General features: G+C 70.2%; 25 protein-coding genes. 2 read left to right on the forward strand and 23 right to left on the reverse strand.

The window, feature by feature from the left end; translation table 11 throughout:
* Nucleotides 1–68: 68 nt before the first annotated feature.
* Both alr and ACWCXH_RS16760 read right to left on the reverse strand, forming a co-directional pair.
* A complete protein-coding gene (gene alr / locus ACWCXH_RS16755) occupies nucleotides 69–1,256 on the reverse strand; it encodes an alanine racemase (RefSeq protein WP_449802176.1) in 1,188 nt (395 codons plus the stop codon).
* A gap of 215 nt (nucleotides 1,257–1,471) precedes the next feature.
* The gene (locus ACWCXH_RS16760) at nucleotides 1,472–2,947 is read right to left on the reverse strand and encodes an NAD(P)H-hydrate dehydratase (RefSeq protein WP_449802177.1); all 1,476 of its coding nucleotides are present in this window, start codon (nucleotides 2,945–2,947) and stop codon (nucleotides 1,472–1,474) included.
* A gap of 154 nt (nucleotides 2,948–3,101) precedes the next feature.
* Here ACWCXH_RS16760 and ACWCXH_RS16765 point away from each other — a divergent pair, with 154 nt between their 5' ends.
* Entirely contained in the window at nucleotides 3,102–3,659 is a 558-nt protein-coding gene (locus ACWCXH_RS16765; protein ID WP_449802178.1) for a Uma2 family endonuclease, read from the forward strand.
* Between the two features lie 32 nt (nucleotides 3,660–3,691).
* Here ACWCXH_RS16765 and glmS read toward each other — a convergent pair whose 3' ends face one another.
* Nucleotides 3,692–5,548 carry a glutamine--fructose-6-phosphate transaminase (isomerizing) gene (gene glmS, locus ACWCXH_RS16770; protein ID WP_449802179.1) on the reverse strand — a complete coding sequence of 619 codons (1,857 nt, stop codon included), beginning with the start codon at nucleotides 5,546–5,548 and terminating at the stop codon, nucleotides 3,692–3,694.
* A 99-nt stretch (nucleotides 5,549–5,647) separates the two neighbouring features.
* Here glmS and coaA point away from each other — a divergent pair, with 99 nt between their 5' ends.
* A complete protein-coding gene (gene coaA / locus ACWCXH_RS16775) occupies nucleotides 5,648–6,643 on the forward strand; it encodes a type I pantothenate kinase (protein ID WP_449802180.1) in 996 nt (331 codons plus the stop codon).
* A gap of 99 nt (nucleotides 6,644–6,742) precedes the next feature.
* On the opposite strand, the gene glmM is transcribed toward coaA, so the two are convergent.
* From glmM to rplF, 20 genes are all read right to left on the reverse strand, one after another.
* Nucleotides 6,743–8,107, reverse strand: coding sequence for a phosphoglucosamine mutase (glmM, locus tag ACWCXH_RS16780; protein WP_449802181.1), 1,365 nt, complete (start codon nucleotides 8,105–8,107; stop codon nucleotides 6,743–6,745).
* A 165-nt stretch (nucleotides 8,108–8,272) separates the two neighbouring features.
* Nucleotides 8,273–8,773, reverse strand: a complete 501-nt coding sequence (gene rpsI / locus ACWCXH_RS16785; protein WP_449802182.1) for a 30S ribosomal protein S9 — start codon at nucleotides 8,771–8,773, stop codon at nucleotides 8,273–8,275.
* Between the two features lie 45 nt (nucleotides 8,774–8,818).
* Entirely contained in the window at nucleotides 8,819–9,262 is a 444-nt protein-coding gene (rplM, locus tag ACWCXH_RS16790) for a 50S ribosomal protein L13 (RefSeq protein ID WP_030055846.1), read from the reverse strand.
* A 232-nt stretch (nucleotides 9,263–9,494) separates the two neighbouring features.
* A complete protein-coding gene (locus tag ACWCXH_RS16795; RefSeq protein ID WP_449802183.1) occupies nucleotides 9,495–11,153 on the reverse strand; it encodes an ABC-F family ATP-binding cassette domain-containing protein in 1,659 nt (552 codons plus the stop codon).
* A gap of 41 nt (nucleotides 11,154–11,194) precedes the next feature.
* Nucleotides 11,195–12,106, reverse strand: coding sequence for a tRNA pseudouridine(38-40) synthase TruA (truA, locus tag ACWCXH_RS16800; protein ID WP_449802184.1), 912 nt, complete (start codon nucleotides 12,104–12,106; stop codon nucleotides 11,195–11,197).
* 90 nt (nucleotides 12,107–12,196) lie between these two features.
* Entirely contained in the window at nucleotides 12,197–12,685 is a 489-nt protein-coding gene (gene rplQ, locus ACWCXH_RS16805) for a 50S ribosomal protein L17 (RefSeq protein WP_449802185.1), read from the reverse strand.
* Between the two features lie 129 nt (nucleotides 12,686–12,814).
* Nucleotides 12,815–13,837, reverse strand: coding sequence for a DNA-directed RNA polymerase subunit alpha (locus ACWCXH_RS16810; RefSeq protein ID WP_030055844.1), 1,023 nt, complete (start codon nucleotides 13,835–13,837; stop codon nucleotides 12,815–12,817).
* 130 nt (nucleotides 13,838–13,967) lie between these two features.
* Nucleotides 13,968–14,375, reverse strand: coding sequence for a 30S ribosomal protein S11 (gene rpsK, locus ACWCXH_RS16815; protein ID WP_014136257.1), 408 nt, complete (start codon nucleotides 14,373–14,375; stop codon nucleotides 13,968–13,970).
* A 72-nt stretch (nucleotides 14,376–14,447) separates the two neighbouring features.
* Nucleotides 14,448–14,828, reverse strand: a complete 381-nt coding sequence (rpsM, locus tag ACWCXH_RS16820) for a 30S ribosomal protein S13 (RefSeq protein WP_188306769.1) — start codon at nucleotides 14,826–14,828, stop codon at nucleotides 14,448–14,450.
* 192 nt (nucleotides 14,829–15,020) lie between these two features.
* On the reverse strand, nucleotides 15,021–15,134 hold the full coding sequence (gene rpmJ, locus ACWCXH_RS16825; RefSeq protein WP_003956441.1) for a 50S ribosomal protein L36: 114 nt from the start codon (nucleotides 15,132–15,134) through the stop codon (nucleotides 15,021–15,023).
* 32 nt (nucleotides 15,135–15,166) lie between these two features.
* Nucleotides 15,167–15,388: a translation initiation factor IF-1 gene (gene infA, locus ACWCXH_RS16830; protein WP_003956442.1), complete on the reverse strand. Its 222-nt coding sequence runs from the start codon at nucleotides 15,386–15,388 to the stop codon at nucleotides 15,167–15,169.
* Nucleotides 15,389–15,582: 194 nt separating this feature from the next.
* Nucleotides 15,583–16,008 carry a large conductance mechanosensitive channel protein MscL gene (gene mscL, locus ACWCXH_RS16835; RefSeq protein ID WP_449802186.1) on the reverse strand — a complete coding sequence of 142 codons (426 nt, stop codon included), beginning with the start codon at nucleotides 16,006–16,008 and terminating at the stop codon, nucleotides 15,583–15,585.
* 143 nt (nucleotides 16,009–16,151) lie between these two features.
* Nucleotides 16,152–16,991: a type I methionyl aminopeptidase gene (gene map / locus ACWCXH_RS16840; RefSeq protein WP_449802187.1), complete on the reverse strand. Its 840-nt coding sequence runs from the start codon at nucleotides 16,989–16,991 to the stop codon at nucleotides 16,152–16,154.
* Between the two features lie 108 nt (nucleotides 16,992–17,099).
* Nucleotides 17,100–17,753 (reverse strand): adenylate kinase, encoded by a 654-nt coding sequence (locus ACWCXH_RS16845; protein ID WP_449802188.1) that lies wholly within the window; start codon nucleotides 17,751–17,753, stop codon nucleotides 17,100–17,102.
* Nucleotides 17,753–19,063: a preprotein translocase subunit SecY gene (secY, locus tag ACWCXH_RS16850; protein WP_449802189.1), complete on the reverse strand. Its 1,311-nt coding sequence runs from the start codon at nucleotides 19,061–19,063 to the stop codon at nucleotides 17,753–17,755. Before secY ends, ACWCXH_RS16845 begins: the two co-directional genes overlap by 1 nt.
* Nucleotides 19,064–19,385: 322 nt before the next feature.
* On the reverse strand, nucleotides 19,386–19,838 hold the full coding sequence (rplO, locus tag ACWCXH_RS16855; protein WP_449802190.1) for a 50S ribosomal protein L15: 453 nt from the start codon (nucleotides 19,836–19,838) through the stop codon (nucleotides 19,386–19,388).
* A 2-nt stretch (nucleotides 19,839–19,840) separates the two neighbouring features.
* Nucleotides 19,841–20,023 carry a 50S ribosomal protein L30 gene (gene rpmD / locus ACWCXH_RS16860; RefSeq protein WP_030300409.1) on the reverse strand — a complete coding sequence of 61 codons (183 nt, stop codon included), beginning with the start codon at nucleotides 20,021–20,023 and terminating at the stop codon, nucleotides 19,841–19,843.
* Complete coding sequence (gene rpsE, locus ACWCXH_RS16865; protein ID WP_350573992.1) at nucleotides 20,023–20,643, reverse strand: 30S ribosomal protein S5; 621 nt, start codon at nucleotides 20,641–20,643, stop codon at nucleotides 20,023–20,025. The genes rpmD and rpsE overlap by 1 nt, the downstream gene beginning before the upstream one ends.
* 48 nt (nucleotides 20,644–20,691) lie before the next feature.
* Entirely contained in the window at nucleotides 20,692–21,075 is a 384-nt protein-coding gene (gene rplR, locus ACWCXH_RS16870) for a 50S ribosomal protein L18 (protein WP_030280785.1), read from the reverse strand.
* A 3-nt stretch (nucleotides 21,076–21,078) separates the two neighbouring features.
* Nucleotides 21,079–21,618 carry a 50S ribosomal protein L6 gene (gene rplF / locus ACWCXH_RS16875; RefSeq protein ID WP_030280782.1) on the reverse strand — a complete coding sequence of 180 codons (540 nt, stop codon included), beginning with the start codon at nucleotides 21,616–21,618 and terminating at the stop codon, nucleotides 21,079–21,081.
* Nucleotides 21,619–21,639 lie beyond the last annotated feature (21 nt).

The raw sequence follows: 21,639 nt of genomic DNA on the forward strand, positions 1-21,639 counted from the left end.
CGCCTCGCTTCGCTCGACGGTCACTTCGCGAAACCCGCACCCCTCAACGATGACCTCGCTGCACTCGCTCATGCGGCGCCCGTACCGTCGAGGTGGCGGCGCGGCACCCGAGCGCCGATCCGGGTCACGATCTCGTACGAGATGGTGCCGCAGGCCCGGGCCCAGTCCTCCGCGGTCGGCTCGCCACGCTCGCCGTTGCCGAACAGCAGCACCTCGTCGCCGACCGCCGGGGTGTCGCCGCCGAGGTCCACGACGAACTGGTCCATCGCGACCCGGCCCGCCACCGTGCGCCACTTGCCGCCGATCTGCACCGGCCCGGTGCCGCTCGCGTGCCGCGGGACACCGTCGCCGTAGCCCACCGGGACGAGCCCCAGCGTGGTCGGCCCGGGGGTGGTGTAGTGGTGGCCGTAGCTGACCCCGTGCCCGCCCGGCACGTGCTTCACCAGTGCGAGCCGCGCCGTCAGCGCCATCACCGGGCGCAGCCCGAAGTCGGCCGGCGAGCCCACCTCGGGCACCGGCGACAGCCCGTACGCGGCCAGGCCGGTACGGACCAGGTCGAAGTGCGTCTGCGGCAGCAGCAGCGTGGCCGGCGAGTTCGCCAGGTGCCGCACCTCGGGGCGCAGCCCGGCGGCCTCCGCGTACGCGAGCGCGGTGTGGAAGGCGTCCAACTGGGCCTGGATCGACGGGTGCCCGGGTTCGTCCGCGGCGGCGAAGTGCGACCAGATGCCGACGACCGTGAGCAGCCCCTCGGCCTCGGCGCGGCGGGCGGCGTCGACCAGGGCCGGCCAGTCCTGCGGCTGGCAGCCGTTGCGGCCGAGGCCGGTGTCCGCCTTCAGGTGCACGCGGGCGGGGACGCCGGTCTCGCGGACCACGGGGAGCAGCTCGTCGAGCGCCCACCGGCCGCTGACCGAGATGTCCAGGTCGGAGAGGAGCGCCTGCCGCCACGGACCGCCCGGGGTCCACAGCCAGCACAGGATGCGGGCCTGCTCGGGGCCGATGCCCGCGGCCCGCAGCGCCAGCGCCTCCTCGGGCGTCGCGCAGCCCAGCCAGCCGACCCCGTTCGCGACCGCCTCCCGGGCACACGCGACCGCGCCGTGGCCGTAGGCGTCCGCCTTGACCGCGAGCATCACCGCCGCGCTTGCGACGCGTTCGCGCAGCGCGGCGAGGTTGCCGCGCAGGGCGCCCAGATCGATGGTCGCCTCGGCCCGTACGCCGTCGGTGAGGGTGGCCGAGCCGGCCGTCTTCGCAGTTGTCATCAGGGTCAGTCTCCCAGACGTCCCGGAGTCCTCGCCGAACGGGCCGTCGGCGCGGCGCCCCACGGCCGCCGTCCACCCGCTGCTCCGACCTGCGCCGGACCGGCTCTCCGCTGTTCCGGACGCCCACCCCGGCGCTCCCGGTTCCGCTTCCCACCGCCCCCGGGCCGCCTCCCTTCAGACACCCGCCGGCCGCAAACCCACCGAACCGCCCCCGGCTACCCCGCCCGCACGTCCCGCCACACCGCCGGCAGCGCCTGCGCCACCGCCACCGCCGTCACCGGCGCGCCGGGCTCGCCGGCCGCGTGGCGGCCCGCCAGGCCGTGCAGGTAGGCCGCGACCGACGCGGCGTCCAGGGGCGCGAGGCCGGTGGCGAGCAGCGAGCCGGCGAGGCCCGCCAGGACGTCGCCGCTGCCCGCGGTCGCCAGCCAGGAGGTGCCGGTCGGGTTGACCCGGACCGCGCCACCCGGGTCGGCGACCACCGTCGTGGAGCCCTTGAGCAGGACCGTCGCGCGGTACGCGCCGGCCAGTCGGCGCGCGGTGGCCAGGCGGGTGGCGGCCAGGTCGTCGGCCGCCGGGGGCGGCGTGCCGTCGGCGCCCGCGAGCAGCCGGGCGGCCTCGCCGGTGTGCGGGGTGAGCAGGGTGGGCGCCGTCCGGCCGGCCAGGGCGTCCGGGCCGAGGCGGCCCAGCTCGGTCAGCCCGTCCGCGTCCACCAGCACCGGGACGTCGCTCGCCAGCGCCTCGGCCAGTGCCTGCCGTGCGGTCTCGCCGCCGCCCGGGCCGACCACCCAGGCCTGCACCCGCCCGGCCCCGTGCGGCCCGCCCTCGGTCACCAGCGTCTCCGGGAAGCGCCGCACCACCTCCTCGGCCGCCGCGCCGACGTACCGGACGGCCCCCGCGCCACCGCGCAGCGCCCCGGCGACGGCCAGCACCGCCGCACCGGGGTACGTCGCGGAGCCGGCCGCCACGCCGACGACTCCGCGCCGGTACTTGTCGCTCTCGACGCCCGGTTCGGGCAGCAGCGCCGCCACGTCCGCGTGCTGCAGGGCGGACACGTCCGGCGCCGGCAGCTCCAGCCCGATCCCGACGAGCTGGACGGTCCCCGCGTACGAGGCACCCGGATCGACCAGCAGGCCCGGCTTGTACGTCCCGAAGCAGACCGTGACGTCAGCCCGCAGCGCGGCCCCCGGCACCGCGCCGGTGTCGGCGTCCACCCCGCTCGGCAGGTCCACGGCCACCACGAGCCCGCGCCGCGCGGCCTCCGCGTAGGGCCGGGCCTCGGCCCGCAGCCCGCCGCGGCCGCCGATGCCGACGATCCCGTCCAGCACCAGGTCCGCGCGCGAGAAGTCGGCCAGGCCGACTTCCTGCTCCACGACCACCCGCCCGCGCGCCGCCCGCACCGCGGCCAGCCCGCCCGCGTGCGCCCGCTCGGGCGCGAGCAGCACCGCCGTCACCCGCGCACCGCGCCGGGCCAGCGCGGCCGCGGCGTACAGGGCGTCACCCCCGTTGTCCCCACTGCCCGCGAGCACCACCACCCGGCTGCCGTACACCCGCCCCCGGCGCCCCGTCAGCAGCCGCGCGCACGTCGCCGCGAGCCCCGCGGCCGCGCGCTGCATCAGCGTCCCCTCGGGCAGCCGGGCCATCAGCTCGCCTTCGGCGGCCCGGACCACTTCAACACGATGGGCGTGACGCATACGGGGGCTCCTTCAGCAGTCGGCTACCGCCGACGCTACGCCCGCCCCGGCCCGGTCTGCGGCACACTTTCGGGTGACAACCACTTCGATCCCCCGCCGGTGTCGGTCCGTACGCCTACCGTGTGGCTCGGGACCCACAGGAGGGAGAAGGGCCATGGTCGCCATGCCAGCAGTCGAGCGCTCAGCGAACCCGGAGGAAGTCCTCCAGGCATTCCTGCGGCTGGACACTCCGCCGGGCTTCAAGGCCGAGCTCATCGAAGGGGACATTGTCGTGACACCGCCGCCGGACGGAGAGCACGAGACCGCGTTCTCGCTGCTCAATCGGCAGTTCATGCGCAAGGCCGAGGTCGAGTTCGACCTTTCCGGCAATAAGGGCCTGATCGTGCCGACCGGCCGGTTCATTCCCGACGGCACCATCAGCCCGGTCGGTCACTTCCTGAACGCCGATTCCTGGGCGGACCCGTCCGGCGTGCTGCTGGTCTTCGAGGTGACATCGACCAACCCGATCAAGGACCGCGAGCAAAAGCGCCGGGGCTACGCCTCTGCCGGCATCCCCTGCTACCTCCTGATCGACCGCGGCAAAGGCATGGTCACGCTGTTCACTGAACCCAAGGGGGACGACTACGTGGCCCGCAACGAGGTCCCCTTCGGCAAGTCGATCGACCTGCCCGCCCCCTTCTCCTTCACGCTCGACACGGCGCCCCTGCGGTAGGGCACAGCCACCGCAGGGGCACCACGCCGCCACTACTCGACGGTGACCGACTTCGCCAGGTTGCGCGGCTGGTCGACCTCGTGGCCCTTGGCCGTGGCCAGCTCGCAGGCGAAGACCTGCAGCGGGACGGTGGACACCAGCGGCTGGAGCAGCGTGGGGGTGACCGGGATGCGGATCAGGTGGTCGGCGTACGGCACGACCGCCTCGTCGCCCTCCTCGGCGATCACGATGGTCCGGGCGCCACGGGCGCGGATCTCCTGGATGTTGGACACGATCTTGTCGTGCAGGATCGAACGCCCGCGCGGCGAGGGCACGACCACCACGACCGGCAGCCCCTCCTCGATGAGCGCGATCGGCCCGTGCTTCAGCTCGCCGGCCGCGAAGCCCTCGGCGTGCATGTAGGCGAGCTCCTTGAGCTTGAGCGCGCCCTCCAGGGCCACCGGGAAGCCGACGTGGCGGCCGAGGAACAGCACCGAGCGGGCGTCGGCCAGCGACCGGGCCAGCTCGCGCACCGGCTCCATCGTCTCCAGCACCTGCTCGACCTGCTTCGGCGCGTCGCCGAGCTCGCGGATGATCGTGAAGATCTCGTCGCCCCACTTGGTGCCGCGGACCTGACCCAGGTACAGGGCGACCAGGTAGCAGGCGACCAGCTGGGTGAGGAACGCCTTGGTGGACGCGACGGCGACCTCCGGCCCGGCGTGCGTGTACAGCACCGCGTCCGACTCGCGCGGGATCGTCGAGCCGTTGGTGTTGCAGATCGCCAGCACCTTGGCGCCCTGCTCGCGGGCGTGCCGCAGGGCCATCAGGGTGTCCATGGTCTCGCCGGACTGCGAGATCGCGATGACCAGCGTGCCCGGGCCCATGATCGGGTCGCGGTAGCGGAACTCCGAGGCGACCTCGACCTCGCAGGGGATGCGGGTCCAGTGCTCGATCGCGTACTTGGCGATCATGCCGGCGTGGAAGGCGGTGCCGCACGCGACGATGACGACCTTGTCGACGGAGCGCAGGTCGGCGTCGGAGATGCGCAGCTCGTCGAGGGTCAGCCGGCCGTCGGTGCCGATCCGGCCGAGGAGGGTGTCGGCGACGGCCTTCGGCTGCTCGGCGATCTCCTTGAGCATGAAGTAGTCGTAGCCGCCCTTCTCGGCGGCGGAGGCGTCCCAGTCGACGTGGTACTCGCGCACCTCGGCCGGCGTGCCGTCGAAGTTCGTGACGGTCACGCCGTCCCGGCGCAGCTCGACGACCTGGTCCTGGCCGAGCTCGACGGCCTCGCGGGTGTGCGCGATGAACGCGGCGACGTCCGAGGCGAGGAAGTTCTCGCCCTCGCCGCGCCCGACGACCAGCGGCGAGTTGCGGCGTGCGCCGACGACGACCTCCGGCGCGTCGGCGTGCACGGCGACGAGGGTGAAGGCGCCGTCCAGCCGGCGGCAGACCACCCGCATGGCCTCCGCGAGGTCGCCCTGGTACGCCTCGCCGAGCAGGTGCGCCACGACCTCGGTGTCGGTCTCGGAGCGCAGGGTGTGGCCGCGCTCGGCGATCTCGGCGCGCAGCTGGGCGAAGTTCTCGATGATGCCGTTGTGCACGACGGCCACGCGGCCGTCGTCGTCCAGGTGGGGGTGGGCGTTGGCGTCCGTCGGACCCCCGTGGGTGGCCCAGCGGGTGTGACCGATGCCGGTGGTGCCGCCGGGCAGAGGGGTCTCGGCGAGCGACTTCTCCAGGTTGGCGAGCTTGCCGGCCCGCTTGTCGGTGGCCAGGCTCCACTGCCCGGCGGAGTCCTGGACCTGCACAGCGACGCCGGCCGAGTCGTAGCCCCGGTACTCCAGCCGCTGCAGGCCTGCGATTACTACGTCGAGGGCGGACTGCGCGCCCACGTATCCAACAATTCCGCACATGCGTGCCAGCATAAGGGCGGGTCTGGGGCCGTTTTCCCACCTTTCGCGAACACTGCGTGACCGACACCACAACCACCGTGAACGCCGCAACGGCTCACAATGGAGCATGTGCTGACCGAACTCTGTACGCGGGGCGCCACCACTCCCGGCCCGTCACCGTCCCCCTACGTGGACCTCAGCCGGGCCGAGTGGAGCGCCCTGCGCGAGCGTACGCCGCTGCCGCTGACCGCCGAGGAGGTCGAACGGCTACGCGGCCTCGGCACCGCGCTCGACCTGGACGAGGTGCGCGACGTCTACCTGCCGCTGTCCCGGCTGCTGAACCTGTACATCCACGCCACGCACGAGCTGCGCGGCGCGCTGGGCACCTTCCTCGACACGCCGGACACCGAGCGCACCCGCACGCCGTTCATCATCGGCGTGGCCGGCTCCGTCGCGGTCGGCAAGTCGACCACCGCCCGACTGCTCCAGGCCCTGCTGGCCCGCTGGCCCGAGCACCCGCGGGTCGAGCTGGTCACCACCGACGGCTTCCTGCTGCGCAACGCCGAGCTGCGCCGGCGCGGCCTGATGGCCCGCAAGGGCTTTCCCGAGTCGTACGACCGCCGCGCGCTGATGCGTTTCGTCGCGGACGTGAAGGCGGGCAAGGACCGCGTCAGCGCCCCGGTCTACTCGCACCTGGTGTACGACATCGTGCCCGACGAGCGGCTCACGGTGGAGCGCCCGGACATCCTGATCGTCGAGGGCCTGAACGTGCTCCAGCCCGCCCTGCCCGGCAACGACGGCCGGACCCGCCTGGCGGTGGCCGACTACTTCGACTTCTCGATCTACGTCGACGCCCGCACCGACGACATCGAGCACTGGTACCTGGACCGCTTCCGCAAGCTGCGCGAGACCGCCTTCCAGGACCCGAACTCCTACTTCCGCCGCTTCACCGAGGTGCCGGAGGAGGAGGCGATGGAGTACGGCCGGCAGGTCTGGCGCACCATCAACAAGCCCAACCTGCTGGAGAACGTGCTTCCGACCCGGGGCCGGGCCACCCTGGTCCTGCAGAAGGGCCCGGACCACAAGGTCCGACGGGCACTGCTGCGGAAGCTCTGACCCCCCGAAACCCCGGAACCCGGGAACCCCGAAACGCCCGATGGCCCCCACCGCCCCCTTGAGTTCAAGGGGCGGCGGGGGCCATCGTCACGTCCGGGCTCAGCCCAGGTGCGTCCGCACGGCCTCGGCCAGCCGCGCCGCGACGCCCTCGGCCTGGACGGCGTCCGCGGCCTCGACCATGACGCGGACCAGCGGCTCGGTGCCCGACGGGCGCAGCAGCACCCGGCCGGTGGAGCCCAGCTCGGCCTCGGCCTCGGCGACCGCGGCGGCCAGCTCGGCGCTGGTCCTCACTCGGCTCTTGTCGACGCCCTTGACGTTGATCAGCACCTGCGGCAGCCGGGTCATCACGGCGGCCAGGTCGGCCAGCGGCTGCTTGGTGGCGGCCAGGCGGGCGCCCAGCATCAGGCCGGTCAGGGTGCCGTCGCCGGTGGTGGCGTGGTCCAGCAGGATGACGTGGCCGGACTGCTCGCCGCCCAGCGCGAAGCCGTGCTCCTTCATCGCCTCCAGCACGTAGCGGTCGCCGACGGCGGTCTCCACCAGGTCGACGCCCTCGCGCTCCATCGCCAGCTTGAAGCCGAGGTTGGACATCACGGTGGCGACCGCGGTGTTGCGGCGCAGGGTGCCGGCCTCCTTCATGGCGACGGCGAGGATGGCGATGATCTGGTCGCCGTCCACCTCGTTGCCGTCGGCGTCGGCGGCCAGGCAACGGTCGGCGTCGCCGTCGAGGGCGATGCCGAGGTCGGCCTTGTACTCCTTCATCGCGGTGCGCAGCCGGTCCAGGTGGGTGGAGCCGACGCCGTCGTTGATGTTGAGACCGGTGGGCTCCGCCCCCAGGGTGTGGACGACCTCGGCGCCGGCCCGGGCGAAGGCCTCGGGGGCGACGTAGGCGGCGGCGCCGTGGGCGCCGTCGATGACCACCTTGATGCCGTCCAGCCGGTTGGGCAGGACGCCGATCAGGTGGGCGACGTACTTGTCGAAGCCCTCGGTGTACTCGCGCACCCGGCCGACGGCCGCGCCGGTCGGACGGTTCCACTCCTCGCCGCCGAGGGCGTGGGCGCGGTAGTGGGCCTCGATCGCGTCCTCGATCGTGTCGTCCAGCTTGTGGCCGCCGCGGGCGAGGAACTTGATGCCGTTGTCCGGCATCGCGTTGTGGCTGGCGGAGAGCATCACGCCGAAGTCGGCGCCGAGCGCCCCGGTCAGGTACGCCACGGCCGGGGTGGGCAGCACGCCGACGCGCAGCACGTCGACGCCGGAGCTGGCCAGGCCCGCGATGACCGCGGCCTCCAGGAACTCGCCCGACGCCCGCGGGTCGCGGCCGACCACCGCGACCGGCCGGTGGCCGTCGAAGGCGCCGGCCTCGCCGAGCACGTGGGCCGCCGCGACCGACAGGCCGAGCGCGAGCTCCGCCGTCAGGCCCTCGTTGGCCACCCCGCGCACGCCGTCCGTACCGAAGAGTCGTCCCACTGTCCCGTCCTCCATCAACCAGTCCCGGAAGTCCACTCGGTCCCCGGCCGCCGCACAGTAGCCGGGGAACGCGTCGCCCCGGAGTACACGTGGTACTCCGGGGCGACGGTTGCGCAACCAAGGGGGCGGCGCCGCCAGAGCGGAACGCACCCCCCTGGGACGCGATTAGCGCTTGCTGTACTGCGGCGCCTTGCGGGCCTTCTTCAGACCGGCCTTCTTGCGCTCGACGGCGCGGGCGTCACGGGTCAGGAAGCCGGCCTTCTTCAGCGCGCCGCGGTTGTTGTCCACGTCGGCCTCGTTCAGGGCACGGGCCACGCCGAGGCGCAGCGCGTAGGCCTGGCCGGAGACGCCACCGCCGGTGATGCGGGCGATGACGTCGTAACGGCCGTCAAGCTCCAGGAGCTTGAAGGGCTCGTTCACGGTCTGCTGGTGCACCTTGTTGGGGAAGTAGTTCTCCAGGGTGCGACCGTTGATCTTCCACTGGCCGGTGCCGGGGACGATGCGCACGCGGGCGATCGCCTCCTTGCGACGGCCGAGGCCGGCGCCCGGGATGGCCTCGCCGAAGCGGCCGGCCAGCGACTCGGAGGTGTAGCTCTCCTCGGAGGTGTACTCGCCCTCGACGGTCTCGTCGAAGTCGACCTCAAGGGTTTCAGTGGTCTCGGCCACGGTGTTCCTCAGCTCTTTTCAGTGTTGGGGGGCTTGGTGGCCGAATTACTGCGCGACCTGGGTGATCTCGAACGGCACCGGCTGCTGGGCAGCGTGCGGGTGCTGGTCGCCCGAGTAGACCTTCAGCTTCGAGAGCATCTGACGGCCCAGGCTGTTCTTGGGGATCATGCCCTTGATGGCCTTCTCGACGGCCTTCTCGGGGTTGTTCGCCAGCAGGTCGTCGTAGCGCACCGAGCGCAGACCGCCCGGGAAGCCCGAGTGGCGGTAGGCCAGCTTCTGGGTCTTCTTGTTACCGGACAGGTGCACCTTGTCGGCGTTGATGATGATGACGAAGTCACCAGTGTCAACGTGCGGCGCGTAGATCGCCTTGTGCTTGCCCCGGAGGAGGTTGGCGGCCTGGGAAGCCAGGCGGCCGAGCACGACGTCGGTCGCGTCGATGACGTGCCACTGACGCTGGACGTCGCCGGGCTTGGGGCTGTACGTACGCACGGTCGTAGCCTTCGCTTTTCAGTGAGTGAGTCCTGACAGGAGCACCCGGACGGAAGAGCAGCCTGGCCAACCTTGGACGCAATTCAAGGGGGACCGCTGGTCGTCGACCTGATGTCTCCGGCGTACCGACCTCTCACGTGAGATAGAGCGAGCCAATACGCACATCAAGCGTCCAGGTTACCGGGCGGGCGGGAAGGGGTCAAAAATCCCTCGGCACCCGCCCGCCCATCACTCAGCGTTCGCGCTCGACCCGCGTGACGTCCCAGACCGGCTCGGGCGACTCGTACACCCGGCCGTCGGCCCCGAACACCAGGAAGCGGTCGAAGGTCCTGGCGAACCAGCGGTCGTGGGTGACGCACAGCACCGTGCCGTCGAAGGCCTCCAGCCCGGCCTGCAGCGCCTCGGCGCTCTCCAGGTCCAGGTTGTCGGTCGGCTCGTCGAGCAACAGGGCCGTCACACCGGAGAGTTCGAGCTTGAGGATCATCAGCCGGGCTTGCTGGCCGCCGGACAGCGACTCGAACTTCTGCTCCTCCTGACGGTCCAGCTCGTAGCGGCGCAGCGCGCCCATCGCCGCGCCGCGGCTGAGCGCGTGCTCCTCCTCGACGATCGAGCGCACGGTGCGGCCGAACAGCTCCGGATGGGCGTGCGTCTGCCGGAAGTGGCCCGGTACGACCCGGGCGCCGAGCTTCCACGCCCCCGTGTGCGCGACCGTCTCGTCGCCGGCCAGCAGCCGCAGGAGGTGCGACTTGCCCGCGCCGTTGGCGCCGAGCACCCCGATCCGCTCGCCGTAGTAGACCTCCAGGTCGAAGGGCTGCATCAGGCCGGTGAGCTCCAGCTGCTCCATGGTGAACGCGCGCACGCCGGTGCGCCCGCCCTTGAGCCGCATGGTGATGGTCTGCTCGCGCGGCGGCGCCTCCGGCGGGCCGGCGTCCTCGAACTTCTTCAGCCGGGTCTGGGCGGCGGCGTAGCGGGAGGCCATCTCGTGGCTGACGGCGGCGGCCTGACGCAGGGTGACGACCAGCTTCTTGAGCTTGGCGTGCTCCTCGTCCCAGCGGCGGCGCAGCTCCTCGAAGCGCTCGAAGCGGGCCTTGCGGGCCTCGTGGAAGGTGTCGAAGCCGCCGCCGTGCACCCAGACGCTGCTGCCGGCCGCGCCGGACTCGACGGCGATGATCTTGTTGGCGGTCCTGGAGAGCAGCTCGCGGTCGTGCGAGATGTACAGGACGGTCTTCGAGGTGGCCTTGATGGCCTCCTCCAGCCAGCGCTTGCCGGGGACGTCCAGGTAGTTGTCCGGCTCGTCGAGGAGGAGCACCTCCTCCGGGCCGCGCAGCAGCGCCTCAAGGACGAGCCGCTTCTGCTCGCCGCCGGAGAGGGTGTTCAGGCCGCGCCACTGGGCCTTGTCGAAGGGCACGCCGAGAGCCGCCATGGTGCAGACGTCCCAGTCGGTCTCGTAGTCGTAGCCGCCGACGTCGGCCCAGTCGGAGAGCGCCTGGGCGTAGGCCATCTGGGTCTTCTCGTCGTCCTGCGCGATCATCGCGAGCTCGGCGGCGTCCACCGCGCGGGCGGCCACCGCTATCCGCTCGGGGGCGACGGACACCAGCAGGTCCCGGACGGAGGCGTCGGCCGGCAGCGCGCCGGGGGTGGACGCCTGGTCCTCGCGGCCGGTGGTGCCGACGAACTGGCGCATCACGCCGAGCCCGCCGCTGATCGTCACCGAGCCGCCGTGCGGCTGGAGGTCGCCCGCGATCATGCGCAGCAGCGTCGTCTTGCCGGCGCCGTTGGCCCCCACGAGGGCGACCGCGGCGCCCTCGCCGACCCGGAAGGACGCGTCGTCGAACAGCACCCGCCCGTCCGGCAGGTAGTACTCAAGGTGCGAAATCTCGACGTGTCCCATGGGAGCGATTGTCGCAAGCGGACGCCCCTGGCCCAAACGGATTACCCGGCGGCCGGCTGCCCGGGCAGGGTCCGCAGCCGCCGGGCCTGGCGGTTGCGCTCGGCGAGCCGGTCGTCCGGCGGATAGCCGACCTCCTCCAGGGTGAGCCCGTACGGCCGGATCACGTTGACGGCCGAGTTGCGCACCCCGCCGGCCAGCACCTCGCCGGGGAACTCCACCGGCCGGTGCCCGTCGCCGACCAGCAGCATCGCGCCGACCAGCGCCCGGACCATGTTGTGGCAGAACGCGTCGGCGCGGACGGTGGCGACCGCGAGCGAGCCCTCCTGGGCCGCGTAGGTGTCCACCGGGACGCGGTCCCAGTGCAGCTCCAGCAGGGTGCGGATGGTGGTCGCGCCCTCGCGCTTCTTGCAGTACGCGGCGAAGTCGTGCTCGCCGAGCAGCAGCTTCGCGGCCTCGTTCATCCGGTCGAGGTCGAGCGGCCGGTCGTGCCAGAGCACGTGCCCGCGCAGCAGCGGGTCCACCCCGCCCGGGTGGTCGGCCACGCGGTAGGCGTAGCGGCGCCAGATCGCCGAGAAGCGCGCGTCGAACCCGGCCGGCGCCTCGCCGACCCGGTAGATCCGGACGTCCCCCGGCAGCCGCCCGGCCAGCCTGCGCAGCAGCTTCTCGCGGTGCGCCTCCCACAGCTCGGCCGGCAGGTCGACGTGCGCGACCTGGCCGCGCGCGTGGACACCGGCGTCGGTGCGGCCGGCCACGGTCAGCGGGAACAGCTCGCTGCTGCGGGTGACGATCTGCAGCGCGGTCTCGATCTCCTCCTGGACCGTCCGGCGGCCGCCCTTCTGGCGGGCCCAGCCGGAGAACTCGGCGCCGTGGTAGGCGAGATCGAGCCGGACGCGGACGTACCCGTCGGCCGGGCCGTCCTTCACCGGCGGCTGCTCGGCGCAATCGTTGACCACTGCTTCTCTTCTCCTGTGGACCTCGAAGAACAAGGAACGGGCCCGCTCCCCCATCGCTGGGAGAACGGGCCCGCAACACACCTAGAGGTGTCAGGCCTGCTCGGCGGCCTCGGCCTCGTCGGCCTTGGTCTCGACGGCAGCGGCTGCGCTCTCAGCGGCAGCCTCCTTCGAGGCGCGCTTGGTGGCGGCCTCGGCCTCGCCGACGGCGGTCTGCGCGACGGTCAGCGCCTCGACCAGCTCGATCACGGCCATCGGGGCGTTGTCGCCACGACGGGGACCGATCTTGGTGATACGGGTGTAGCCACCCGGGCGGTTCTCGTAGCGCGGCGCGATCTCGGTGAAGAGGGTGTGCAGCACGGCGATGTCGGTGATCGTCTTGCGCACCAGGCGACGGTTGTGGATGTCGCCCTTCTTCGCCTTGGTGATCAGCTTCTCCGCCAGCGGGCGCAGGCGGCGGGCCTTGGCCTCGGTGGTGGTGATGCGGCCGTACTGGAACAGCTCACGGGCCAGACCGGCGAGCAGCAGCGGCTCGTGGTGCGGGCCGCCGCCGAGGCGGGCACCCTTGGTGGGACGCGGCATGGAATTACTCCTTGGATCTCCGACTGCGGCCGTACCAGGTACCGCAGCGGGCGTACGGGCACGGTGCCCGCACGACTTTCACGACGACGGGGACGGTCCTCGCAAGAACCGCCCCCGCGGCCAAATCTCTTAGTACTGCTCGGTCTCGGCGTAACCCGCGTCGTCCAGGTCGTCGGCGCCGAAGGCGTCGGCGGCCGCGGTCGGGTCGAACCCGGGCGGGCTGTCCTTGAGGGCCAGGCCCATGCCGGCCAGCTTCGCCTTGACCTCGTCGATCGACTTCGCGCCGAAGTTGCGGATGTCGAGCAGGTCGGCCTCGGAGCGGGCGACGAGCTCACCCACGGTGTGGATGCCCTCGCGCTTGAGGCAGTTGTAGGAGCGGACGGTGAGCTCCAGCTCCTCGATCGGCAGCGCCAGGTCGGCGGCCAGGGCGGCGTCCGTCGGGGACGGGCCCATGTCGATGCCCTCGGCGTCGATGTTCAGCTCGCGGGCGAGGCCGAACAGCTCCACCAGGGTCTTGCCGGCCGAGGCCATGGCGTCGCGCGGACGCATGGCGGGCTTGGTCTCGACGTCGACGATCAGCTTGTCGAAGTCGGTCCGCTGCTCGACACGGGTGGCCTCGACCTTGTAGGTGACCTTCAGCACCGGGCTGTAGATCGAGTCGACCGGGATGCGGCCGATCTCCTGGCCGGAGGCCTTGTTCTGGACGGCGGAGACGTAGCCGCGACCGCGCTCGACGGTCAGCTCCATCTCCAGCTTGCCCTTGCCGTTCAGGGTGGCGAGGACCAGCTCGGGGTTGTGCACCTCGACACCGGCCGGCGGCGCGATGTCGGCGGCGGTGACGACACCCGGGCCCTGCTTGCGCAGGTACATCACGACCGGCTCGTCGTGCTCCGAGGAGACGACCAGCTGCTTGATGTTGAGGATGAGGTCGGTCACGTCCTCCTTGACGCCCGGCACGGTGGTGAACTCGTGCAGGACGCCGTCGATGCGGATGCTGGTGACAGCGGCACCCGGGATCGACGACAGGAGCGTGCGGCGCAGGGAGTTGCCGAGGGTGTAGCCGAAGCCCGGCTCCAGCGGCTCGATCACGAACCGCGAGCGGAACTCGTCGACGACCTCTTCGGTCAGCGAAGGACGCTGAGCGATAAGCATGGGGAGGTTCCTCCAGTTGTCTTCGGCACCCACTATTTGATGCCGACGGGACCAAGCGTACGGGGTCCCGCACAAAAGCAGGACCCCGTACGAGGTTCAAAGCAGAGACTGCGTGCCCGAAGGCGCTGCGTCAGACGCGGCGGCGCTTCGGCGGACGGCAGCCGTTGTGCGGGGTGGGGGTGACGTCCTGGATCGAGCCGACCTCCAGGCCGGTGGCCTGGAGCGAACGGATCGCGGTCTCGCGGCCGGAGCCCGGACCCTTCACGAAGACGTCAACCTTGCGCATGCCGTGCTCCTGCGCGCGACGGGCAGCGGCCTCGGCGGCCATCTGCGCGGCGAACGGGGTGGACTTGCGCGAGCCCTTGAAGCCGACGTGGCCGGCGGAGGCCCAGGAGATCACGTTGCCCGACGGGTCGGTGATCGAAACGATGGTGTTGTTGAACGTGCTCTTGATGTGCGCGTGGCCGTGAGCGACGTTCTTCTTTTCCTTGCGGCGGATCTTCTTCGCGCCGGCAGCCTGACGACCCTTGGGGGGCATAAGTCTGTTCTCCTACTGAGGTGGTCGGTCCGCTGACCCGCGGGCCGGAGGGATGTCCGGTTACGGGACGGACTACTTCTTGCCCGGCTTCTTCTTGCCGGCGATCGCGCGACGCGGGCCCTTGCGGGTACGCGCGTTGGTGTGGGTGCGCTGGCCACGGACCGGCAGGCCACGGCGGTGACGCAGACCCTCGTAGCAGCCGATCTCGACCTTGCGGCGGATGTCGGCGGCCACCTCACGGCGGAGGTCACCCTCGACCGTGTAGTTGGCGTCGATGTACTGGCTCAGCTTGACGAGGTCGTCCTCGGAGATGTCGCGAACGCGGACATCCGGGTTGACACCGGTCTCGGCCAGGGTCTGCTGGGCGCGGGTACGGCCGATGCCGTACACGTAGGTGAGGGCGATCTCGATCCGCTTCTCACGGGGGAGATCAACGCCGGCGAGGCGTGCCATTCAAGGCTCCTGTGGTTCTTCAGAGGTCTTGCGTGCTACCTACTCCGGGCATCTCACGGTCCTGCGGACGATGAGGAGGAGCCCCGGCCTCTGACCGGGGGCGGCAGTCCGTCCAGTTCTCCGGACGGATCGGGTAGCCCGCTTATGACGTTTTCGCGTCGCGCGAAGTACTACGAGAAATGCTGGGAGAGATCAGCCCTGGCGCTGCTTGTGGCGCAGGTTGTCGCAGATCACCATGACCCGGCCGTGGCGGCGGATCACCTTGCACTTGTCGCAGATCTTCTTGACGCTCGGCTTGACCTTCATGTTCAGGTTCTCCGGGTCTAGATCTGACGTTCTTACTTGTAGCGGTAGACGATCCGGCCGCGCGTGAGGTCGTAGGGGCTGAGCTCCACGACGACCCGGTCGTCCGGCAGGATGCGGATGTAGTGCATGCGCATCTTGCCACTGATGTGCGCGAGGACCTTGTGACCGTTCTGCAGCTCGACCTTGAACATCGCGTTCGGAAGAGACTCGATCACGGTGCCCTCGATCTCAATGGCGCCTTGCTTCTTAGCCATGAACTGCGAGATCCACCTTCCGGGACCGGCTACCGTATGCGGAACGCTCGTGCGAACCTGGGTTCACCCCGCCCCCGAGGGGAAGAGGGCGTGCTGAAGCACGCTACGAGTGAGCCGACGGTCCATCCTACGCCAGCGCGTGCGATGGGCCAAAACGGGGGCCCCGAAAGGCGGGCCGCGTCACACCGAGGGCCTCACGCCCCCACGGTGACCGCCAGCGGCTCGACGTGGGCGGTGCAGGCCGAGCAGCGGCGGGCGGCCTCGGGGATCTCGGTCAGGCACTCGGGGCAGGGCCGCTTCGGGGTGGCCGGCTTCTTCGGCAGGTACCGGGCGGTGGCCTTGCCCACCGGCAGGACGACGCAGAAGTAGAGCACCGCGGCGGTCATGAAGAACGCGATCAGCACGTTGAGGAACTGGCCGTACGGGAAGGTGACCCCGGCGACCGTCGCCTTGTACGAGCTGAAGTCGCCGGCCGCGCCGACCACCACGCCCACCAGCGGGGTGAGGAACGCGGACACGAAGCCGGTCACCACCGCGGTGAAGGCGGCACCGATGACCACACCGACCGCCATGTCGACGACGTTGCCGCGCATCATGAAGTCGCGGAATCCCTTGAGCACTCGTGCTCTCCCTACGCTCGAAGACCAAGTCAAGCCACAGCGGCCACTGCCGGCCGTTAAAAAAAATAGGACAAAAGCCCTGGAGGTCCAAACCTCCAGGGCCCTGATGTCTCGTCAGCAACGGCGGTCGGCCCGCCGCACGACTACGCGAGCGGGTCCGGCGCGGCGGTGACGCCGAGCTTCGCGAGCTCCGCCTTGCCGCCGTCGAAGGCGGTCAGGACCAGCGGGCCCTGCTCGGTGACGGCGACGGAGTGCTCCCAGTGCGAGGCCCAGGTGCCGTCGTTGGTGACGACGGTCCACTCGTCGTCCAGCACGGTGGTGTGCGGGGTGCCCAGCGAGACCATCGGCTCGATCGCCAGCACGGTGCCGGGGATCAGCTTCGGGCCCTTGCCGCGGCCGCGCTCGACGTAGTTCAGGACGTGCGGCTCCATGTGCATCGCGGTGCCGATGCCGTGACCGCCGTAACCCTCGGTGATGCCCCACTTGCCCTTCGGCGGCAGCGGCTGGCGGCGGACGTAGCCCTCGATCGCCTTGGAGACGTCGACCAGGCGGTTGCCCTTCCTCATCTGGGCGATGCCGGCCCACATCGAGCCCTCGGTCACCCGGCTCAGCATCTCGACCTCGGGACGGACCTCGCCGACCGCGACGGTGATCGCGGAGTCGCCGTGCCAGCCGTCCAGGATGGCGCCGCAGTCGATCGAGATGATGTCGCCCTCCTGCAGCACCCGCTCGCCGGGGATGCCGTGCACGACCTCGTTGTTCACCGAGGCGCAGATCACGCCGGGGAACCACAGACCGCCGTGGTGCGCACGGAAGTTGGAGGTGGCACCGTGGTCGGTGATCACCTTGTCGGCGATGTCGTTCAGCTCCTGGGTGGTCACCCCGGGAGCGACCGCCTCACGGCAGGCCTTCAGCGCCTCGGCGACGACCAGCCCGGCCGCTCGCATCTTCGCGATCTGGTCGGGGGTCTTGATCTCCACCATCTGGTCACGCCTTCCACGTTCCGTTTTCCACTGCATACCACCGTACGACGCCGTACGGCCGCGCTGCCCGTGGTCGGGGAGCGCGGCCGTACGTAGGTCGCTAAGAACTCAGCTGTCCTGCTTCAGCGCCTCGATCGCGCGCTGGGTGACCTCGTCCACCTTGCCGAGCGCCGAGATCGTCGCCACCAGGCCCTGCTGGACGTAGTAGTCGATGATCGGCTCGGTCTCCGTGTGGTAGACCTCCAGGCGCGTGCGCACCTTCTCCTCGGTGTCGTCCGAGCGCTGGTACAGCTCGCCACCGCACTCGTCGCAGACGCCCTCGACCTTCGGCGGGTTGTAGTCCACGTGGAACACGTGGCCGCCGTCGTTGCGGCACAGGCGCCGGCCGGCGATCCGGCGGACGACCTCGTCCTCGGGGACCTCCAGGTCCAGCACACCGTCGAGCTCGATGCCCTGCTCGGCGAGGAACTCGTCCAGCGCCTTGGCCTGGCCCAGGTTGCGCGGGAAGCCGTCGAGCAGGAAGCCGTTCGCGGCGTCCGGCTGCAGCATCCGGTCCTTGGCCATCCCGATGGTCACCTCGTCCGGCACCAGGAGACCCGCGTCCATGTAGCTCTTGGCCTCGAGCCCCAGCGGGGTGCCCTGACCGATGTTGGCGCGGAACAGGTCGCCGGTGGAGATGTGGGGGATGGACAGGGTCTTGGCGAGCAGGTGCGCCTGAGTACCCTTCCCGGCCCCGGGAGGTCCGACGAGGACGATACGCATCAGCGGAGGAACCCTTCGTAATTGCGCTGCTGGAGCTGGCTCTCGATCTGCTTCACAGTTTCGAGTCCGACGCCGACGACGATGAGCACACTGGTGCCACCGAACGGGAAGCTGGTCTGCTGTCCGAAGGCAACCAGGGCGATCATCGGGATCAACGCGATCAGGCCCAGGTAGAGCGAACCCGGCCACGTGATTCGGGTCAGCACGTAGTTCAGGTACTCGGCCGTCGGCCGACCGGCCCGGATGCCCGGGATGAAGCCACCATACTTCTTCATATTGTCGGCAACTTCTTCGGGGTTGAAGGAGATGGCGACGTAGAAGAAGGCGAAGAAGACGATCAGCAGGAAGTAGGTGGCCATGTAGATCGGGTGGTCACCCTTGACGAAGTTCGTCCGGATCCAGGTCGCCCAGCCGGCCTGGCTGTTGGTCAGCTGCACGACCAGGGCCGGGATGTACAGCAGCGACGAGGCGAAGATGACCGGGATGACACCGGCCTGGTTGACCTTGAGCGGGATGTAGGTCGAGGTCCCGCCGAACGCGCGGCGGCCGATCATGCGCTTCGCGTACTGCACCGGGATCCGGCGCTGGGCCTGCTCGACGAAGATGACCAGCATCACAACGATGATGCCGATCGCGATCACGGACGCGAACTCGACCCAGCCGCCGCCGATGGTGCCGGTCGACTTGATGTTCCACATGTTCGAGGGGAACTGCGCGGCGATCGAGGTGAAGATCAGCAGCGACATGCCGTTGCCGATGCCGCGGTCGGTGATCAGCTCGCCCAGCCACATGATCACGGTGGTGCCGGCGGTCATGGTCAGCACCATGACGGCGACCCGGAACACGCCGGTGTCCGGCACGATCTGGTTCGCCAGCGGGCAGCCGGAGAACAGCGCGCCGCTGGAGGCCGTCGCGACGATGCCGGTGCCCTGGAGCACGGCGAGCGCGATGGTCAGGTAGCGGGTGTACTGGGTGATCTTCGCCGTGCCGGCCTGCCCCTCCTTCTTCAGCGCCTCGAGCCGCGGGATCACCACGGTGAGGAGCTGGAGGATGATGCTCGCGGTGATGTACGGCATGATGCCGAGCGCGAAGATCGTGAGCTGGAGCAGCGCACCACCGCTGAACAGGTTGACGAGCCCGAAGAGGCCGTTGTTCTTGGTCTCCTTCACGCACTCGTTCACGGCGGTGAAACTCACGCCGGGAATGGGGATGTGCGAGCCCAGCCGGAACAGCACCATGATGCCCAGCGTGAACAGCAGCTTCTTGCGCAGGTCGGGCGTCTGGAACGCCCGCGCGAACGCACTGAGCACGGTGCCTCCTGCGCCTCCCGCGCGTCGTCGGCGGGAGGGTCGGTCCTGAATGGGGAGTTTGCGGTTCGGGCTCCCGTACAGACGGCACAGGCGAGCCTACGCGCAGCCTACAAGGGAACTTCACGGACTCTAACAGTGCGCACCCTCTCGAAAGAAGCGCGTACCGCCCGTCCCCCACTCATGGGGTACGGGATGCCCGGGTTTGCCACACAAAAGAACGAGGGCCGATCCGTCCGGTTGCCGTTCCGCGGCCGAACCGGAAAAGCACGAACCCCGCACCTCCCGGAGGGGAGATGCGGGGTCCGGAGCTGTGTCAGCGGGCTCAGACGAGCTCGGTGACCGTACCGCCGGCGGCGGTGATCTTCGCGGCGGCGGAGCCGGAGACGGCGTCGACCGTCACCTGCAGCGCAACCGAGACCTCGCCGGTGCCGAGCACCTTGACGAGCGAGTTCTTGCGAACCGCGCCCTTGGCGACCAGGTCCTCGACGGTGACCTCGCCACCCTGCGGGTAGAGCTCGGCCAGCTTGTCGAGGTTGACAACCTGGAAGGTGATCTTGAACGGGTTCTTGAAGCCCTTCAGCTTCGGCAGGCGCATGTGGAGCGGCATCTGGCCACCCTCGAAGCGCTGCGGAACCTGGTAGCGGGCCTTGGTGCCCTTGGTACCACGACCGGCAGTCTTACCCTTGGAGCCCTCACCACGACCGACGCGGATCTTGTCGGTCTTGGCGCCCGGGGCGGGACGCAGGTTGTGGATCTTGATCGGGTTGTCGCCCATGATCAGTCCACCTCCTCAACCGTCACCAGGTGACGGACAGTCTGGGCCATCCCGCGGATCTCGGGACGGTCCTCCTTCACCACGACATCGTGCATGCGCTTGAGACCGAGCGAACGCAGGGTCTCGCGGTGGTTCTGCTTGCTGCCGATGTACGACTTGGTCTGCGTGATCTTCAGGCGAGCCATCAGGCGCTCACCCCGGCAGCACGAGCCCGCAGCAGAGCGGCGGGAGCCACGTCCTCCAGCGGCAGGCCACGGCGGGCGGCGATCTCCTCGGGGCGGACGAGGCCCTTCAGAGCAGCCACGGTGGCGTGCACGATGTTGATCGCGTTGTCCGAGCCGAGCGACTTCGACAGGATGTCGTGGATGCCGGCGCACTCCAGGACGGCACGCACCGGACCACCGGCGATAACACCGGTACCGGGGGCGGCGGGCTTCAGGAGCACGACGCCGGCGGCCTTCTCACCCTGGATGGGGTGCGGGATGGTGCCCTGGATACGGGGAACCTTGAAGAAGTTCTTCTTGGCCTCCTCAACGCCCTTGGCGATGGCGGCCGGAACCTCCTTCGCCTTCCCGTAACCAACACCCACGGTGCCCTCGCCATCGCCCACCACGACCAGCGCGGTGAAGGAGAAGCGACGACCACCCTTGACAACCTTGGCGACACGGTTGATCGCGACGACGCGCTCGACGTAAGCGGTCTTCTCGACGGCGGGGGCGTTGCCCCGGTCGTCACGCTTACGGTCGCGCCGCTCGCCACCGGTGCCGCCGCCGGCGCCGCTACCGCGGCGCTGGGGTCCAGCCATTGGAATTACCTCTCTCGATTACGTCCGCCGACAGAGTCGACGAGCGGCTTAGAAGTCGAGCCCGGCCTCGCGAGCCGCGTCCGCCAGGGCGGCGATGCGGCCGGCGTACCGGTTGCCCGCGCGGTCGAAGACGACCGACTCGATGCCGGCAGCCTTGGCGCGCTCGGCGACCAGGCTCCCGACCTTCTTGGCCAGCTCGGTCTTGTCGCCCTCGGCGCCCTTGATGGACACGTCGAGGGTGGACGCCGACGCCAGGGTGTGACCCTTGGCGTCGTCGATGACCTGGGCGACCATGTGACGGTTCGAGCGCGTCACCACGAGACGCGGACGCACCTCGGTGCCGACGACGCGCTTGCGAACGCGGATCGCGCGGCGCTTGCGAGCGGCGCTCTTGTAGGCGTTGCCCTTGCCGATCTTGACAGAGACGCTCATCGCTTACTTACCACTCTTTCCGACCTTGCGGCGGATGACCTCGCCCGCGTACTTGACGCCCTTGGCCTTGTACGGGTCGGGCTTGCGCAGCTTGCGGATGTTGGCGGCGATCTCGCCGACCTTCTGCTTGTCGATGCCGTCCACGTGGAACTTGGTGGGCGACTCGACGACGAAGGAGATGCCCTCCGGCGCGGTGATCAGGATCGGGTGGCTGTAGCCCAGCGCGAACTCCATGTCGGAGCCCTTCGCCGTGACTCGGTAACCAACACCGCTGATCTCCAGCGACTTGCGGTAGCCCGCGGTCACGCCGGTGATCATGTTCGCCACCAGCGTGCGGGTCAGGCCGTGCAGGGCCTTCGAGCGACGCTCGTCGTTGGGGCGCGTGACGAGCACGGTGCCGTCCTCGCCCTTGCCGATCTCGATCGGCTCAGCGACGACGTGGGTGAGGGAACCCTTCGGGCCCTTCACCGCGACCGTCTGGCCATCGATGGTGACGTCCACGCCAGCGGGGACCTGGATGGGCAGCCGTCCAATGCGCGACATTGCTGTACCTCCGTTTCCCGA

The organism is Kitasatospora sp. NPDC001660, from assembly GCF_053596725.1.

Coding starts and splice junctions, on each gene's coding strand:
- glmS (WP_449802179.1), bottom strand. CDS start 5,548: ATGTGCGGAATTGTTGGATACGTGGGCGCGCAGTCCGCCCTCGACGTA.
- rplO (WP_449802190.1), bottom strand. CDS start 19,838: ATGGGCGACAACCCGATCAAGATCCACAACCTGCGTCCCGCCCCGGGC.
- ACWCXH_RS16795 (WP_449802183.1), bottom strand. CDS start 11,153: ATGGGACACGTCGAGATTTCGCACCTTGAGTACTACCTGCCGGACGGG.
- ACWCXH_RS16760 (WP_449802177.1), bottom strand. CDS start 2,947: ATGCGTCACGCCCATCGTGTTGAAGTGGTCCGGGCCGCCGAAGGCGAG.
- rplF (WP_030280782.1), bottom strand. CDS start 21,618: ATGTCGCGCATTGGACGGCTGCCCATCCAGGTCCCCGCTGGCGTGGAC.
- rplR (WP_030280785.1), bottom strand. CDS start 21,075: ATGAGCGTCTCTGTCAAGATCGGCAAGGGCAACGCCTACAAGAGCGCC.
- ACWCXH_RS16765 (WP_449802178.1), top strand. CDS start 3,102: ATGGTCGCCATGCCAGCAGTCGAGCGCTCAGCGAACCCGGAGGAAGTC.
- rpsM (WP_188306769.1), bottom strand. CDS start 14,828: ATGGCACGCCTCGCCGGCGTTGATCTCCCCCGTGAGAAGCGGATCGAG.
- rpmD (WP_030300409.1), bottom strand. CDS start 20,023: ATGGCTCGCCTGAAGATCACGCAGACCAAGTCGTACATCGGCAGCAAG.
- rpsK (WP_014136257.1), bottom strand. CDS start 14,375: ATGCCCCCCAAGGGTCGTCAGGCTGCCGGCGCGAAGAAGATCCGCCGC.
- ACWCXH_RS16810 (WP_030055844.1), bottom strand. CDS start 13,837: ATGCTTATCGCTCAGCGTCCTTCGCTGACCGAAGAGGTCGTCGACGAG.
- infA (WP_003956442.1), bottom strand. CDS start 15,388: ATGGCTAAGAAGCAAGGCGCCATTGAGATCGAGGGCACCGTGATCGAG.
- coaA (WP_449802180.1), top strand. CDS start 5,648: ATGGAGCATGTGCTGACCGAACTCTGTACGCGGGGCGCCACCACTCCC.
- alr (WP_449802176.1), bottom strand. CDS start 1,256: ATGACAACTGCGAAGACGGCCGGCTCGGCCACCCTCACCGACGGCGTA.
- rplQ (WP_449802185.1), bottom strand. CDS start 12,685: ATGCCGCGTCCCACCAAGGGTGCCCGCCTCGGCGGCGGCCCGCACCAC.
- ACWCXH_RS16845 (WP_449802188.1), bottom strand. CDS start 17,753: ATGCGTATCGTCCTCGTCGGACCTCCCGGGGCCGGGAAGGGTACTCAG.
- rpsE (WP_350573992.1), bottom strand. CDS start 20,643: ATGGCTGGACCCCAGCGCCGCGGTAGCGGCGCCGGCGGCGGCACCGGT.
- map (WP_449802187.1), bottom strand. CDS start 16,991: ATGGTGGAGATCAAGACCCCCGACCAGATCGCGAAGATGCGAGCGGCC.
- rpmJ (WP_003956441.1), bottom strand. CDS start 15,134: ATGAAGGTCAAGCCGAGCGTCAAGAAGATCTGCGACAAGTGCAAGGTG.